Below are 17,204 nucleotides of genomic sequence, written 5' to 3'. Positions count from 1 at the left end.
AAAACTGACTTTACAAAAGTAAAACGTAAGTTCCTTTATATGCTTTTTTTAAATTCTTCCATAAACAGTTTTACTGCTTTTTTCTGATAACCTCCCATTGTCAACATGTATGAATCTCTTTTTGTGGAAACTCCTGTAATTTGAATGGCTTTTAAACTATCCCAATCTTTTAAAGCCATTTCGGCAACGATTGTTGCCCAATCGCTATTTTCTACCATTTGCAATAATGCATGAATAGACTGAAGCTCTATGGAAATTCTAGGTTTCATATTAAACTTTTTAAACAATTCTTCGACATATTCTCGCGAATTGGATCCTTTCCCTGGCAATATTAGCGGAATCTCTTCTATTTTCTTAAAAGCAATTTTGTCCAAATTGGCTAAAGCATGATTTTTAGAAACCACCATAACCATATTTGAAGTAAATAATGGCACTTTCTGAATCGGCATTTCAATTTCGTGTGACGAAATAACGAATACTAAATCTAATTCGTTGTCCAGTAACTTCTGTTCTAAAACCTCGGTAGTTCCGTACTCTACAATAATTTTGAGATTTTGGTATTTCTTGGCAAATGCATTAACAACGGGCAGAATCAACAAACCAAAAATATAAGTCACACCAATACGCAATTCGCCGCCAATCATTTCGTTTAAATCCTCAATGGCCTGTTTTCCGTTTTCTACATTCTCTACCACTTTTTTAGCATGAATTAAAAAAACTGAACCCGCTTCTGTCAATTGTACTTTTTTGCCAATTCGCTTAAACAAAGGCAGGGCAAGCTCTTCTTCGAGTTTTTTAATTTGTTGCGAAAGTCCCGATTGAGTTACAAAACACAATTCTGCAGCTTTGGTAAAGTGCAAAACCTCAGCTGTTTTGATAAAATACTGTAATTGATAAATCTCCATATTGATAAGTTTTACTACTTATTATCAGTAAAATTATTAATTTTTCTAATGCTATCATAATCGCGACCTTTGTATCAAATAATTAAGATTATGTTTAAAGCCTTAAAATCAAAAAATTTCAAGTTATTCTTTTACGGACAATCTGTTTCGGTTATTGGTACCTGGATGCAGAAAACTGCCGTAAGCTGGATGGTTTACAGTATAACGGGGTCTGTTTTTCTGCTGGGATTAGCGACTTTTTTAAGTATGATTCCGTCACTTTTTTTAGCTCCTTTGGCAGGAAGCATTATCGGACGTTACGACAAACACCGTGCGATGATGGTTTTACAATCTCTTGCAATGCTGCAGGCTGGAACTTTGGCTTTGCTTATTTACCTTAAAATTTACAATATCAATTTTATTCTAGCATTAAGTCTTATTCAGGGAATCATAAATGCTTTTGATATGACTTGCCGCCAAACCATGATGATTGATATTGTGGACAATAAAGAAGATCTTCCGAATGCAGTTGCGCTTAACTCTACTTTAAACAATTTTGCCAGAATTGCAGGTCCTGCTCTTGCTGGAATTATCTTGCATCAATATGGCGAAGATATCTGTTTTATTGGGAATTTTGTGAGTTATGTACCGGTATTGATTTCGTTAATGCTGATGAAAATCACTCCGCACATTAAAGCCGAAAACAAATTAAATATGCTAGACGACCTTATTGAAGGTCTGGATTATGTAAAAAAAGAAACCGAAATGGCCAGAATGCTTTTAATGCTTACCTGCAGCGGTCTGTTTGTAATTTCTTTTAATACCTTAATGCCGGTTTTTGCCAAAGATATTTTTAACGGAAACGCTGCAACTTTCAGCTGGTTTGAAAGCGCTGCCGGAATTGGTTCTGTTTTGTCTGCCATCTATTTGGCCAATTTAAAATCTGCTGAAAATATGAGCAAATTAATGATCTCTGCAAGTTTACTTCTTGGTTTCAGCGTCATTATTCTAGCCCTTTCAAGCAGTATTACAATTGCTCTTATCTGTATGACTTTAAGCGGAATAGGAATGATGGGACAAACTTCTTCTATCAACATCTACATTCAAACTCATAGCACTATCAATATGCGCTCAAGAAGCATTAGCTACTACATGATGGCTTATCAAGGGATGATTCCTGTTGGAAGTTTAATTATTGGCTATGTTTCCCACTTTTTAGGTGTTAGAGCGACAGTTGCTGTTCAGGGAATTATCTGTATTATTTCTGTAATTGTTTATTTGTATTACAAAAAACATAGAGCTATCGAAGATTTGGAAACTTGTCCAGTTGAGTATAGAAATTCCAAGTTTTAAAATTCCAAATTCCAATTTAACGTGTTTTAAACCATATAAGTTATATAAGTTCATTTAAATTAAGCTTGTTGTCTATGTCAGCTTTGTCATTTCGACCGAAGGGAGAAATCGCACTCGCATATCGATAAAGTAAGTCACCAATATTTGTCGATCTTCTAGTGCGATTTCTCCCTTCGGTCGAAATGACAAGATTGAGGAAATTTGGAATTTGGAATTTTAAATATTGTAATTAAAATTTAAGATATTTCCCCTCGGAGAGCAGTCTCAAAAATATCTTTAAACTCGTTTTGAGGAATATTATGACCAAGCAAATACATCAATTTAGTAATTGCCGCTTCAGTAGTAATGTCTTTTCCTGAGATTACTCCAAGTGATTTTAAAGCTGTACTGGTTTCGTATTGTCCCATGTTCACGCTTCCGCCCGAACATTGCGTTACGTTTACGATATGCATTCCAGATTGGATTGCTTTTTCTATTAGGTTTAAAAACCAATCTTCAGTTGGAGCATTTCCTGAACCGTAGGTTTCCAGAATAATTCCTCGTAAATCTTTTGTTGAAAGAATGGAAGATAGAACAATTTCGCTCATTCCAGGAAACATTTTAATGATTGCAACGTGATTATCCAAATTTTTATGAACGATCAGTTTTGCATCTTTATTTATTGGAAGAAATAAATGCTTGTTTAATTTTAAATGAACACCAGATTCTACTAATTCAGGATAATTTGGCGCTGTAAAAGCTCTAAAATGTTCTGCATTTACTTTAGAAGTTCTGTTTCCTCGGTATAATTTATATTCAAAATACAAACACACTTCTGTAATAACTGGTTTTCCATTTTCTTGAAGAGAAGCAATCTGAATTGCTGTAATCAAATTTTCTTTCGCATCTGTACGTAAATCTCCTATTGGCAATTGCGAACCTGTAAACACAACTGGTTTAGCCAAATTCTCGAGCATAAAACTTAATGCCGAAGCCGAATACGACATGGTATCTGATCCGTGAAGCACTACAAATCCGTCGTAAGTATTATAATTTTCCTCGATAATGGTGGCAATTCTTGTCCACATTTCGGGATTCATATTAGAAGAATCAATTGGATGTTCAAACGAAATTGATTCGATTTCGCAGTCCAATTGTTTAATTTCTGGAATTTTCTGAATTAATTTACCAAAGTTGAAGGCTTTAAGCGCTCCAGTTTCAAAATCTTTGCTCATACCGATGGTTCCTCCGGTATAAATCAATAATATTTTTGCTTTAGATGACATCTTGGTATTTTAATTTGTTGACAACAGGATTGGCATACATTGCTAAAAAGCCTTGTCTCGTCACAGGATTATCGCTTCCGATTCTCATTTCTAAACGACGCTCAAAAAGCTGTTTTTCGCTCTCCTTGTATTTGTGAGCAAATTTGTCTGTTTCGTTTAAAATATCGTAAGCAATAAAGTTAGTTGGCCATAATTGGTAGTTTTTCAAAATAACATCATCAATAGTTTGAGCCAAAGCTTGAACTTGCTTGTTTGCATTATCATTCTCAGCCACAATCTGATCGATTTCTGTATCTAGAACATCACCAACAGAAATATGTATTCTTTTCTTTGTTCCCATGATACCACTCAAAATGGTCATGAAATCTTCATTTTTGTCTTTTACGTAAACTTCGTTATTTGCTTCTGCCATTAATTGTGGCATTTTCAAAACATCGGTCGGATCGTATTCATACGAAATAGAAACTGGAACAATTTTTAATTTCTTAAAATAATCCATAAGATTTTCTTCGTCAGAACCCATTCCAATCATTTTTAAAACTCCTGGATTGGTTTCGTCATTTCCGTCTTTTGTTCTTCCTTCTCTTTGGGCAATCCAAACCGAACGATTTTCGCGAAGCAGTAACTGTCCCATATATTCAGACAACAACTTTGAACTTTGCAGCATTTCACGAGGCGTTAATCCTCTTAAAACCAAAAAGTTTCTATTTAATTTTGCTAAAGTTGCCAAGAAAGCTTTCTTTACTAAATTATCTCCAATTGCCGAAGCCGTCATCACCAGACCATGTTCGAATAAACAAACATTCAATAGTGTGGTATCCAAAAGAATATCTCTATGATTCGAGATAAATAGATAAGAAGTATTGGGTTCTAGTTTTTCAAAACCTGACGTGGTAAGACCTTCAGAGCTTTTTTCTAAAACTTTCTGAATTGTATTGTAAATAAAGTTGCATTGAAAATCACGAATAGAATGTGTTTTCTTTAATTGTTCCTTCCAGACCTCATCTTCTACGTCCGGAAAAGTAAAGTTCATCATGGTTTTCATCATAGGATGATTTACTACACCATGAAGTGCTTCATTTATTTCGGAATCATAAAACGGTCGAATGGCATCAAATCTCTGCATTATTTATTTGGGTTTAAGTGGGCAAAAGAACAAAAAAAAAATTAAAGTTTTGTAAGGTACAAGTTAAATCCCAAAAACGTCTTTCGAATTCTGGGTTGTAATTGCGCCAATTTCTTCTGTAGAAACACCGTATATATCGCTTAATTTAGTGATAACGTTGACCAAATAACTGCTTTCGTTTCTTTTTCCTCTGTAAGGAATCGGCGCTAAATACGGCGAATCTGTTTCCAAAACGATGTGTTTTAAATCGATTTGATTTAAAAACTGATCGATTTTTCCGTTCTTAAAAGTAACAACACCCCCAATTCCTAATTTCATTTTGTAGGAAATTGCACGTTCTGCTTGTTCTAAAGTTCCGGAAAAACAATGAAAAATCCCAAATAAATCTTCAGATTTTTCTTCTTCTAGTACTTCAAAGATTTCATCAAAAGCTTCTCTGCAATGAATTACAATGGGTAATTTATATTGTTTTGCTAACTGAATTTGTCTTTTAAAAGCGATTTGTTGTTCTTTTAAATGTGTTTTATCCCAATACAAATCGATCCCGATTTCGCCGACAGCATAGAATTTTCTTTTAGATAATTCTGTTTCAACATGTGCTAATTCTTCGAGATAATTATCTTTCACGTAAGTGGGATGCAAACCCATCATTAGAAATACATTTTCGGGATAGTTTTTCTCCAAATCGTACATAGATTGCGTAGCAGCAGCGTCAATTGCGGGAATAAAAAAACGAGTAATTCCAGCATCAATTGCGCGCTGAATCATGGCGTCACGATCCTGATCGAATTCTTCAGAATATAAATGCGTGTGGGTATCGGTAATAATTGGTGTTGAATTCAAGACTATAATTTTTAAAGTGCCAAAATTACGACAATATTAAAAGAATAGCAATTTCGTAAATAGGACACGGATAAAACAGATTTTTCCTTTTTTTATAAATGCCTGAAAAATAAAAAGCCTTTGTCGAAGCTTAGAACTTTGACAAAGGCCAGAATAATAATCACCTAATTTTTGTTATTCTGAAGAACAAAGGGCCTCACAAGAAGCGTCGAAAAGAAAACCCCCATTTTTTCTCTCGATCAGCTAGTGTGACCCCTCGTTCTTCAATATGACAAATGAGGTTTTATTTACCTGTTTCAATATATAGCAAAGCCCGTTCCAAAACCTCGTCTTTGCCTTGTTGAATTCCTTTTATTGTTGGTTTTATTTCAATATCGGGTACAATTCCTACACGTTGTGTTTCTCTTCCGTCTGGATAGTAAACGCCAATTCCAGAGAAGTTAGTATGATAGCCACTAAAATCAAATTCAAAAACATTACCGTCTGCTCCAGCAGTCTGACTTCCAATAATTGTGGTATTTCCAGCTGTTTGAAAACACATCGCCGTCCATTCTGATTGGCTTATAGAATCTTCATTAAGCAGTACAACGACTTTTCCCTTGTAATGGTCTTTATTTTCAAATCCCGCTTTTCTTCCTTCTTCCCAAGTATACTTTCCTGGATAATTTGGATATGGATGGGTATAAAGGCAAAATTCTTTTTCTTCAGAATTCAAAAAATTAGCAATTTCTCCAAAAGTTCCATTTGGATAATTTCTCATATCAAAAACTATAGCTTTTGTCGATTTGAGAGCATCGATCATATTAGGAACATTTTTGGGTTTAATAACTCCCATGTTTACGTAACCAATATTATTGTCCAAAAGTTTAAATTTATCTTTCTTTATCTGTGCTCCTTTTTTATACTCATTTCGATGCGAATCGTGATAGTTAAACCAAGTCATTGACTTTGTTTCGTATTTTCCATCTTTCAGGAATTCTACGTTTACCTTTTCAGATTCGCTTACTAAAATTGTGGGTAGAACTTTATCTAGAAAAGCAACCTCGTTTGAAGCAGAAACAATATCTCTTTTCTCTTCCATAATTTCTTTAATGCTCTTGCCATTTATTTTAGTAATTACAGTTCCAATTTTAATATTGTCGACTTCTGCAAGACTATCTCCTAAAATCTCGGTAATTACTAATTTTTCATCTATTACTTTACCTGTAGCAGGAAAATAAAACCTATTTTTCGCTGTTGTAGAAGAAGGGTAAATATGAAACTGGACATGAGTATCATTGAGTTTTGCAGCTGCTTTTCTCAATATTTTATAAAAATCTTCTGGTGTTTTGGACTCAACAATAGAGGGCAATAACTCATTTAAAGTTTTATCCCATTTCTGATCCATTATGTATTTGTATGGAAAAAAATATTCTACCACATTCCAATACGCATAAAACATTAAAAGTTTTGAATTTTTATTCGTGTAATCCAGATTAAAATAGTTTTTTAAGTTTTTAAAACCGTCAAAACTTGGCCCAAATTCTTCATTACTTTGAAATCTGTTTTCTTCGATAAATTTTATTTTTTTTGAAAGCTTTTTAGAAAATAGTTTATCATTAAACCAGCTTAAATCGAAATTTTTATCAAAAAACTTAACCTCTTTTGGTATAGCAATCGGTGCGATTTCTTTTACTGGTCCAAGATCATCGATCCAATTTTCTAAGATTAAGGAGAACTCTTCTTTAGTTTGTGCTTTTTCTATTAATGGCAATTTCTCCAAAAGCTGATTATCCCAATTCAATTCTCCATTAGCCACTTTTGGATGATAATATTTTAAGAAACCCCAAATTTTGCAAGTCGCAGCCAATTTTTCAGTCTCAGTAATTTTATTGAAACTAAAAATAGTTTGAGAACAAACAAACAGAAATAATAGGATAACTTTTTTCATTTTGGTTTAATGGTTTGGTTAAATAGATTTTGGACTAATTCTTTAAAAAGAAAATCGAATTTAGAACTAAAATTCCAAATTCGATTGAGGTTTCCCGTAAAGAGATAAAATTTTTCTTAATAATTAATTTTTATTCCAATTCTTCCATCAGTTGTTCTACGTCATCATAACCTTCATAGTCTTGCGAAATGGTCTGTAAAATGGCTTTGCATTCGTCATATTTACCTTGTTTTAGTTTAGACAAAGCCAGATTCCACTTTGCTTTTTCTTTGTAAATAGAATTTCCAGCTTCCAATTCTTTAAAAATGGTTTCTGCTTTTACGTATTTGCTTACCTGCAATAATGAAACCGCATAAAAATATTTTATTTCGTCTGAATTGTTTTCCTTCAAAATCATTTCAAAAATCGGAATCGCCGTTTCATATCTTTTTCCGTTGAAATTATTTTCTGCTTGTTTTAAAACTGCTTCAGAAACTCCTCTTTCTGTAAAATAAGCACTTTCTGGATGGTCATAATCTTCAAAATTAGGATAATGTTTATAATCAAAGAAAAATAATCCGAACATAACAATTATAGAAATCGCCACGGCAAAGTACCAAGGCTTAAGCGACGCCGTTTTATGTTTCTTTTTATTGAAATATTTATCTGAAATTTTAGTCAGGTTTTCTTCAAAAGCAATTCTATCCTCCTCTGTTTCCAGTTTATTTTCGTTTCCATAACGCTTTTGTTCTTCTTCAAATTTTTCGGTCTGAGCAATCAATTCGTGAGCAGATTCATTAGCAGATACCACATTTTCATAAATTGTTACATCTTTATGGGCAGAATTTTTGAGTTCGTTTAGCCAGCGTCTTTTACAGAGCAAGAAAAAATAGGCATCAAATGGACATGTCAAGTGAAATTTTCCCTCTTTCGCCTGATCAAATAGCAAAACCATGATTTCGTGAACCACATCCTGCGCTTGATCTTTATCTCCAGAATTATTGGTTATAAACTGGACCACTTTGGGCGCAAACTTTTTATATATCATTTCAATTACTACCGAGTCATTTGCGGCAAGTCCGTCGATATATTTTTGATCAGGATGAATTTTGTTTAGATCCATAAAAAAGCATTTTATAGCTAATTTAAAAAAAAGAATCCTAAAAATCTTAAAAAACAAAAGGTAACCACATTAGAATCAATTGTATATAATCAAAAAGACTTCATTAAAAAGCTTTAAAAAATTAAAAAGACAAATGAAAAATGACTGAACGTATATTTCAAAACTTCTAAAAGCTGTCCCATTATATCTTTTGCATATCATTAGTTTTTTGGGTTTAATTGCTTTATTTTTGAGTTTCAATCAATACTAGGAATGGAAAATCTTCACGAAATTCTCAAAATAGAGAAGTACAAAAAAATAAAGTTTAAAATAACCAAAACACAGCATTTACTAATTAAAGCTAAAATTAATGGCTATTCTGGTAATTTTATTTTAGATACAGGCGCATCAAACACTTGTGTAGGTTTTGAGTCTATTGAACGTTTTGAACTTGCAGCAAAAAATTCTAAAACAAAAGCTTCTGGAGCTGGCGGAACTGGAATGGCAACACAGATTTCGTCTCAAAATAAACTGCAATTGGGAAGCTGGAAAAGTAAAGATTTTAGCATCGTCATTTTTGATCTTTCGCATGTAAACGAAGCATTAGAATCGTACAAGGCAAAACCTGTTCACGGTATTATTGGTGCCGATGTTTTATTGCAAGGAAAAGCAATTATTGATTATTTTAACCATTATTTGTATTTAAAATAAGACAATCCCTTTTTTTGATATATTTGTTGAGCTATTTTAACAAATATATCTGTATGAAAAAAACTCTACTTTTTTTTCTTTTTTTATTGCCTACTTTAATTTTTGCTCAGATTAGCAGCATTATACATTGTGCTGGTGATAATGTTTTTGATTTGACCAGCCGATATGATGAATTGACTAAAGATATAAGCCTAGATCCTGGCGAAACTCTTACCGTTAAATATTATACGAAGAATACATATGCACAATATGATGAATTTGCAATTTCGGATCCAAAGAATTTTGTTTTCAACGAAAGTCAACTGCAAATTCATGTTAATATATTTATTAACAACAACAGATGGAGTGGTAATTCTTTTATGATCATTTTAAATCATGCTATTGAATTTGCTAGCGCCGGTGTTTCATATCCCGAATGTGGAAACTCAAGAGTTTACATTGGTGCTAGATACGGTAGAAGCCCTCTTCAATATTCGTTAGATGGAGTTAATTATCAATCTGGGAACTCTTTTAATAATGTAGCTCCCGGAACGTACAATATCCATATTAAGGATGATTATGGGTGTACAAAAGATTCTACTTTAGTTGTACCTCAAATAAACGCACTCACAGGTACGATTTTAAAATTAGACAATAGTTGCTTTGGATCAAAAGATGGAAGAATAGAAGTTACTCCTATTGGAGGAATACCAAATTATTCTTATTCTAAAGATGGCAATACTTACCAATCTTCAAATATATTTTCAAATTTAGCTGCTGGTCATTATGATATCTCGATAAAAGATGCTGTAGGATGTTTTTATATTTTCCCTGTAGATATTGTTGAACCTCCAATTTTGTCCGCCTTTACAACGGCTATAGATGTCAAAACTCCTAATGGTAATGATGGAGAAATAACAGTAACAGCTTCTGGAGGAACAACAAATTATTATTATCGTTTAAATAATCTTACTGGAGTAATTACAGATTGGCAAAGTTCAAATACTTTTAAAAATTTAACCGCTGGAAATTATCTTGTCGAAGTGATCGATGTTAAAGGTTGCATGTTTACAAAGCCAATAACTGTTAATGAACCATTATCACCTCCTTTGACACTTGGAGCAGATGTAACCAATATATCTTGCGACAATGCCACTGGTACAATAACACTTAAAGCTTTAGGGGGATATGGCTCTTATTCTTATTCCATAGATGGTATAAATTATCAAGTTTCGAACATATTTCCAAATTTAATTCCTGGATCTTATAATTTGTATGTTAAAGACAGTTCGACTACAATAGCTAATATTTATGCTACTATTACCCCTTATACAGCATTAACAGTTTCGGCAACCGCTACTAAAATAGAAAACTGCTCACTGAATTATAGTTCAATGATAAAAATTACAGCTAATGGTGGTGAGGCTCCTTACCAATATGCTGTTAATGGCAATGATTACCAACAAAGTGATACTTTTTTTGGTGCCGCTCCCGGAACACACATCATCAATGTTAAAGATGGTAAGGGTTGTGTAGAAACCTCTGAGCTAACTATAGAATCACCTGTTTCATTAACTGCTTCTGTAACTGTTAACGAAGCAGAAATTTGCGGAGGCAATAGTCTTGTTACTATTAATGCAAGCGGAGGCCAACAACCTTACAGCTATTCGTTTAACCAAGGGAGTTCTTATTCTAATATTAATAGAACCGAGTTATCTGCCGGATATTATACTCTATTTGTAAAAGATTCTTCTGGTTGCATTGTTTCTCAAGTAGTAACAATTGTACCTTCTACACCTCCTTCCGCTACATTAATATCTTCTGTTAATGCAACAAGCCCAAATAGCAACGACGGAATGGTAACGATGAATGTAACTGGAGGAATAGCTCCTTACAGCTATTCGATTGTAGCAGCAAATAGCCCTATTGGAAATTTTATACTATTAGCTTCTAACGTTTTTACTATTAACAATCTTGCTCCTGGACCGTATGATATAAGTACTAAAGATGCTAAAGGTTGTCTTTCACAAACTCTAAGAATAATAGTTGAAGCACCTTTATCTATGCTAACAGCTACAGCCGATGTGGCACAGCCAAACTGTTCTAATCCAATGGGAGTAATAACTGTTACTGCTTCTGGAGGAACTGGACCTTACCAATATTCATTCGATAATGGTATTAATTATTCTGCTTCAAATACTTATATTGTTCTCCAACCTGGAAACTATCCTATTCTTGTTCGTGATGCTAATAATACTGTTTTTTCATTTAATGCTACAGTAGCGACTTCAGCCCCTTTTGTTCTTACAGGAATGGTTATTTCCAATGTAACATGTAGAGATAATGGAATAATCATGGCTAATGTTATAGGCGGGCAGTCTCCAATAACTTATTCTATTAATGGAGGTTCTTTTAGTGAAGCCAATATTTTTCAAGACCTCGTTCCTGGCTTATATGTCGTAACAGCAAAAGATAATAATAATTGTACCGAAAATGTGGCTATAAATTTAACTGCTCCCACCTTAATGAGTGCTAATGTTACAGTAGAAAATCAAACTGCAACTATCAATGCTATTGGCGGGAATGCTGAATTAAAATATGCTATTTCTCCAAATTTAAATCTTTTTTCAAATCAAAATGTCTTCTCCGATTTAACTCCTGGAACCTACATTGCTATTGTTCAAGATACGATTGGTTGTTTTTTGATGTTAGACTTCGTTGTTGATCCATCAGCTCCAGTAATTGATGGGAAAACTTCTATAAATGCAGAATTCAAACAAGGACAAACTTTAGGAGATCTTGTTATCAACGGTCAAAACATAAAATGGTACAGCACTCCTGGAAGTTCAACAACGGGAAAAACAAGCAAATCTACTGCAGAAACTCCTCTACCGTTATCTACTGTTTTGGTTGATGGTGTAACGTATTATGCTTCGCAAACTATAAACGGAATCGAAAGTAAACAACGTCTTGCAGTAACTGCAAAATTAAACGGCTCGCTTTCTACTCCTGATTTTGAATTTGCTAATTTCCAATTTTACCCAAATCCTGTAAAACATATTTTGACTGTTACAAACAAATCGGTTATTGAAGATGTTCAAATCTTCTCTGTTTCAGGACAGTCTGTTTTATCTAAAAAAGTACATAACACACATGATGAAATTGATTTGGCTAATCTTTCAAAAGGAATGTACATTTTAAATGTAAAATCTGACGGAAAAGAAAAAGCAATGAAATTTATTAAGGAATAAAAATTCGCTACAAATAAAAAAAGCCTTCATAATTTAAATATGAAGGCTTTTTTACTTTCAAAAATACCTTTTTACTGTTCCTTTTCGGTTTGCGGAACAACATGTTTTTTCAACGAAAAATAAGCAACAACTGTACTTAGCAACATTAAAACTCCTCCTAAAATAAAAGGTGCTCCAGCAAATTTAAACGGTGCATCATCGTGCGTGAAAAAATAAAAGGTATTAGCCATCATTGGCGGACCAATAATAGAAGAAGCACTCATTAAACTGGTTAAAGTTCCTTGAATTTCTCCTTGCTCGCTCGGTTCTACTTTACTTGCAACAACAGATTGTAGTGCTGGTCCAGCAATTCCGCCAAGACAATACGGAATTAAAAACACAAACATCATCCAGCTTTCTGTTGCAAAAGCAAACAACAACATTCCAATTGTATATAAAGCTAAACCAATGTAAATACTTTTCTCGTTTCCAATCTTCGGATTAATATAACGCACCAATCCACCTTGCACAACTCCTACCAAAAGACCAATTATTCCTAAAGAAATTCCAATCATTCTTTCATTCCAATTAAATTGATAAATGGTGAAGAAACTCCAATTGCTTTGTACCGCATGAGAACCTACATACAACAAAAATATTGCGGCAATTAAACCAATTAAAGTTGGGTATTTTCTCAAACCTAAAATTGCTCCAATTGGATTGGCCCGTTTCCAATCGAAAGGTCTGCGGTTTTCTTTTTTAAGTGATTCTGGCAAAATGAAAAATCCATAAAGAAAGTTTACCATACATAAAATGGCTGCAGCATAAAAAGGAACTCGCGATCCGTACTGGCCTAAAAGCCCCCCAATAACTGGTCCGATTATAAATCCTAATCCGAAAGCGGCGCCGACTAATCCAAAGTTTTTGGCTCTATTTTCAGGCGTACTAACATCTGCAATATAAGCTGAAGCAGTTGTTATACTTGCGCCAGTGACTCCAGCAATAATCCTTCCGATAAAAAGCCAAATAATGGTTGGCGAGAATGCCAATAAAATATAATCTAAAGAAAATCCAAAAAGGGAAATTAATATGATTGGCCTTCTTCCGAATTTATCACTCAAATTTCCAATTACAGGAGCAAATACAAATTGGGTTATCGCATACGCGAAAGTCAACCAGCCACCAATTTTTGCGGCTTCACTGATGTCTCCGTGAATTAATTCTTCGATTAATTTTGGTATAACAGGAATAATAATTCCCCATCCTGTAATGTCAATTAACATGGTTATGAAAATAAAACCAATCGCTGCAGATTTATCTTTTTGTAGCATAGTTATTTTAGTAAGGTGATGCAAATAAACAGATTTTTCAATTAACAATAGAAAAATTCCAAATCTCAAGGCTAAAATTCCAATACTAAAATTCCAAATTCCAATTTGAATGAACTTGAATTTCATTATGAAATGATTTAAAATTTATCTCTATATTTTTCAAGAATCAAAAAAAAATCCCAAATTCCTAATTGAAGGAACTTGGGATTCTAATGGGGAAATTCCAATTTCGGACTTTGGAATTTCTATTGAAAATCAAAACTATTAATGTGTATGTTTCGGATTAAAACCGTCTTCACTAACTTCTGCTGGCACATAATCAGCATGCATTTCAGCTTCGTAATCGATTTTTTCTCCTTTAGAGAACTTACGGATAATTTTCTCCATAATATCGTAGATAACTGGCACAACAATCAAAGTAAGGAATAATGATGAAATCAAACCTCCAATGATTACCCATGCTAATCCGTTTTTCCATTCAGCTCCAGCTCCAGATGCTAATGCAATTGGGAACATACCAAATACCATCGCAATTGTTGTCATCAAGATCGGACGTAAACGAGCGTGGTTTGCTTGGATTAGAGCATTTCTAATTGATTCTCCAGCCGCTCTTCGTTGATTCGTATAATCGACAAGCATGATCGCATTCTTACACACCAGACCAATCAACATGATTACCCCTAAGATCGTAAAGATATTTAAAGTGTTGTTTGTTAATGCTAAGGCAAATAAAACTCCAATGAACGATAGCGGAATAGCAAATAATACGACAAATGGGTGAACGAAGCTGTCATATAATCCAACCATTACAAGGTAAACCAAAATAATAGCGGCTAATAATGCAATTCCTAAAGTACCAAATCCTTCAGATTGGTTCTCTTGGTCACCACCCCAGATGTAGTTAACTCCGGTTGGTTTTTGCAATTTATCCAGTTTTGCTTGCCATTGCTGAACGATTGTTCCTGCTGGCACCCCAACGTTCTGACCTTGTACAGTTACAGAAGCTGTTTTATCTCTACGCTCTAATTTACTTGGTCCAGAACCTTCAGTAATCGTTGCAAATTGGTTTAATTTAATTTGCTGACCAGCATTGTTGATGAAAATCAAATTACTAACGTCTGTGATGTTTTTTCTATCAAATTCGTTGTATTTGATATTGATGTCATATTCGTATTCACCAGCTCTAAATTTACCATCGGTATTACCACTGTAAGCTGTTTGCATAGTTAAACCAACCGTTTGAAGTGTTAATCCTAAAGCGGCCATTTTATCTCTATCAACTTGAACGTTGATCTCAGGGTTTCCGTCCTCAACTGTTAATTTAATCTCAGTTGTTCCAGGAATAGTTCGTAATTCAGCTTCAGCCATTTTTGCAAATTTCATCGCGCTTTCTACGTTTGGACCTGTTACAATCAAACCTAAAGTCGCATCCTCAGCGGTACCTAAAATACCTACTGGAACCGTTTTAACTTTTGCGCCAACTAAAACTTTTTCTAATTTACGTTTTACTTTTGCAGCGTATACGTTGGCATCGTCTGTACGATCTTTTTGCTCGATCATTTTAACGTCAATCTCAGCTTTGTAAGCAGTTGCCTGAGCAGCTCCTAAACCTTCACTGGTTTGTCCTACAGTTGTAATTTGGCTGAAAACATATTTCTCTCCTTTTAAGAAAGCTTCCGCTTTTTGCGTCATAAAGTTAGTTTGCTCTAATGAAGCATCTTTTGGCATCTCGATTTGAACTAAGAACTCACCACTATCAGATGATGCGAAGAACTCTCCTCCAATATATCCACCTCCCATTAACCAGAAGATCGTTCCAAAAAACAATACTAGAATAACTCCCATTGTTTTAATGTAGTGATCTAAACACCAGTTAAGCAAGTTTGATACCCAGTTAGTAAAACGAGTTAGGTAGCTTTCAAATCCTAATATGACTTTTCCGAAAATGTTTTTACCTTCAATATGCTCTAGTTTTCCAAAACGAGAAGACAACCACGGAATAATTGTAAACGAAGCCAATAATGAGAACATCGTAGAGATAATTACGGTAACACAGAATTGCGTAATAATGTTCGATACTAATCCTGTACTCATTGCAATTGGCAAGAACACTACCACAATTACTAATGTAATCGAAGTTACCGTTGCACCAATTTCGGCAGTTCCATCATAAGCTGCACGGATTCGGCTTTTACCCATCTCCATGTGTCTGTAAATATTTTCTAATACCACAATCGCGTCATCCACAAGAATACCAACAACAAGAGATAAACCAAGTAAAGACATTAAGTTAAGCGTATAACCTAATAAATAAATTCCGATAAACGTAGCAATCAAAGATGCTGGAATAGATACCATTACAATCAATGAGTTTCTAATACTGTGCAAGAAGAACAACATTACGAAAGCTACCAGAATAACCGCAATTAATAAATCGTGTACAACAGAATCTGCTGCTTCAAGAGTAAAGACTGTACTGTCTTTTGCTACTTCCAACTTCAATTGAGCCGATTTGTAATCGTTCTCTAAAGTTTTAATTGTCTTAATCAACTGCTCACTTACCGCAACGGCATTCGCATCTGATTGTTTTACGATTTGAAGTACAATCGCACTTTTTTGATCTACACGTGCAATTTTTTCTGCAATTTTTTGTGTATCCTGAACGTCAGCGATATCTCCTAAACGAACTTGTATTCCGTTTTGAGAAGAAACCACTAAGTTCCTTAATTCATCTACGTTTTTATATTTACCTGCTAAACGGATTAAGATTTTTTGGTTACGAGTCTGGATATTTCCTGTTGGGAAATCCAAATTTGAAGTCAAAATTGTCTGTTGTACCTGAGGAACAGAAAGTCCGTAACCCTGCATTTTAACAGCATCAAGATTTACCTGAATCTCACGTTCCTGACCACCAATAATGTTTACCTGTGCCACACCTTGTACACGAGATAAAACAGGTGCAATCTTTTTATCGATCAAATCGTAAAACGCTGCTTCATCCATTTTTCCATTCGCACCAAGCGTCATAATTGGTAAATCACTCAAAGAGAATTTAGTCAATGACGGCGGATCTGCATCATCTGGAAGATCACTTAAAATGGCATTAATTTTACGTTGCGCATCGTTCATCGAAATATCAACATTTGCATTTGATGTCAATGTAATCGACACTACAGAAAGAGATTCATACGATTTAGAATCAATTTTCTTGATATTTTCCAGAGACGCAATCGCATCTTCAATTTTCTTTGTCACTGTATTTTCAACCTCACTTGGAGAAGCTCCAGGATATACAGTTGAAACCGTAATAACGTTGGTTTCGAATTTTGGGATCAGCTCGTAGCCTAATTGGCTGTAGCTGAACAATCCACCAAGAGTCAGAATTGTAAACAATACAATTACCAACGACGGACGTTTTATGGATATTTCGGCTAATTTCATATTTATTGCTTTAGGCTTTAAGCTCTAGGC

Annotated in this window: 11 protein-coding genes; 3 read left to right on the top strand and 8 right to left on the bottom strand. The window is 34.2% G+C overall.

All coding sequences use genetic code 11. The features are described from left to right. Window positions 1-35 precede the first annotated feature (35 nt). Window positions 36-905 carry a LysR substrate-binding domain-containing protein gene (locus M0M44_RS06570; RefSeq protein WP_248729043.1) on the bottom strand — a complete coding sequence of 290 codons (870 nt, stop codon included), beginning with the start codon at window positions 903-905 and terminating at the stop codon, window positions 36-38. 90 nt (window positions 906-995) lie between these two features. On the opposite strand from M0M44_RS06570, the gene M0M44_RS06565 reads away from it, so the two are divergent. Continuing rightward, on the top strand, window positions 996-2,237 hold the full coding sequence (locus tag M0M44_RS06565) for an MFS transporter (protein WP_248729042.1): 1,242 nt from the start codon (window positions 996-998) through the stop codon (window positions 2,235-2,237). Between the two features lie 236 nt (window positions 2,238-2,473). Here M0M44_RS06565 and M0M44_RS06560 read toward each other — a convergent pair whose 3' ends face one another. The 5 genes from M0M44_RS06560 to M0M44_RS06540 all read right to left on the bottom strand — a co-directional run bounded on the left by M0M44_RS06560 (window position 2,474) and on the right by M0M44_RS06540 (window position 8,503). Continuing rightward, window positions 2,474-3,502, bottom strand: a complete 1,029-nt coding sequence (locus tag M0M44_RS06560) for an asparaginase (protein WP_248729041.1) — start codon at window positions 3,500-3,502, stop codon at window positions 2,474-2,476. After that, on the bottom strand, window positions 3,492-4,628 hold the full coding sequence (locus tag M0M44_RS06555; protein WP_095929678.1) for a 1-acyl-sn-glycerol-3-phosphate acyltransferase: 1,137 nt from the start codon (window positions 4,626-4,628) through the stop codon (window positions 3,492-3,494). Before M0M44_RS06555 ends, M0M44_RS06560 begins: the two co-directional genes overlap by 11 nt. Window positions 4,629-4,691: 63 nt before the next feature. Next, a complete protein-coding gene (locus M0M44_RS06550) occupies window positions 4,692-5,471 on the bottom strand; it encodes a TatD family hydrolase (protein ID WP_248729040.1) in 780 nt (259 codons plus the stop codon). A gap of 283 nt (window positions 5,472-5,754) precedes the next feature. Continuing rightward, entirely contained in the window at window positions 5,755-7,401 is a 1,647-nt protein-coding gene (locus M0M44_RS06545; RefSeq protein ID WP_248729039.1) for a S41 family peptidase, read from the bottom strand. Between the two features lie 130 nt (window positions 7,402-7,531). Continuing rightward, window positions 7,532-8,503, bottom strand: a complete 972-nt coding sequence (locus M0M44_RS06540) for a tetratricopeptide repeat protein (protein WP_248729038.1) — start codon at window positions 8,501-8,503, stop codon at window positions 7,532-7,534. 252 nt (window positions 8,504-8,755) lie between these two features. On the opposite strand from M0M44_RS06540, the gene M0M44_RS06535 reads away from it, so the two are divergent. Both M0M44_RS06535 and M0M44_RS06530 read left to right on the top strand, forming a co-directional pair. After that, entirely contained in the window at window positions 8,756-9,193 is a 438-nt protein-coding gene (locus M0M44_RS06535) for a retropepsin-like aspartic protease (RefSeq protein ID WP_095929782.1), read from the top strand. A gap of 53 nt (window positions 9,194-9,246) precedes the next feature. After that, on the top strand, window positions 9,247-12,423 hold the full coding sequence (locus M0M44_RS06530; RefSeq protein WP_248729037.1) for a T9SS type A sorting domain-containing protein: 3,177 nt from the start codon (window positions 9,247-9,249) through the stop codon (window positions 12,421-12,423). Between the two features lie 71 nt (window positions 12,424-12,494). On the opposite strand, the gene M0M44_RS06525 is transcribed toward M0M44_RS06530, so the two are convergent. Both M0M44_RS06525 and M0M44_RS06520 read right to left on the bottom strand, forming a co-directional pair. Continuing rightward, window positions 12,495-13,859, bottom strand: coding sequence for a TCR/Tet family MFS transporter (locus M0M44_RS06525; protein WP_248729036.1), 1,365 nt, complete (start codon window positions 13,857-13,859; stop codon window positions 12,495-12,497). 138 nt (window positions 13,860-13,997) lie between these two features. Beyond that, complete coding sequence (locus M0M44_RS06520) at window positions 13,998-17,174, bottom strand: efflux RND transporter permease subunit (RefSeq protein WP_248729035.1); 3,177 nt, start codon at window positions 17,172-17,174, stop codon at window positions 13,998-14,000. Between the last annotated feature and the right edge of the window lie 30 nt (window positions 17,175-17,204).

This window comes from Flavobacterium humidisoli (genome assembly GCF_023272795.1).
GTDB classification, from domain to species: Bacteria; Bacteroidota; Bacteroidia; order Flavobacteriales; family Flavobacteriaceae; genus Flavobacterium; species Flavobacterium humidisoli.
This window is presented reverse-complemented; position numbering and strand designations above follow the sequence as displayed.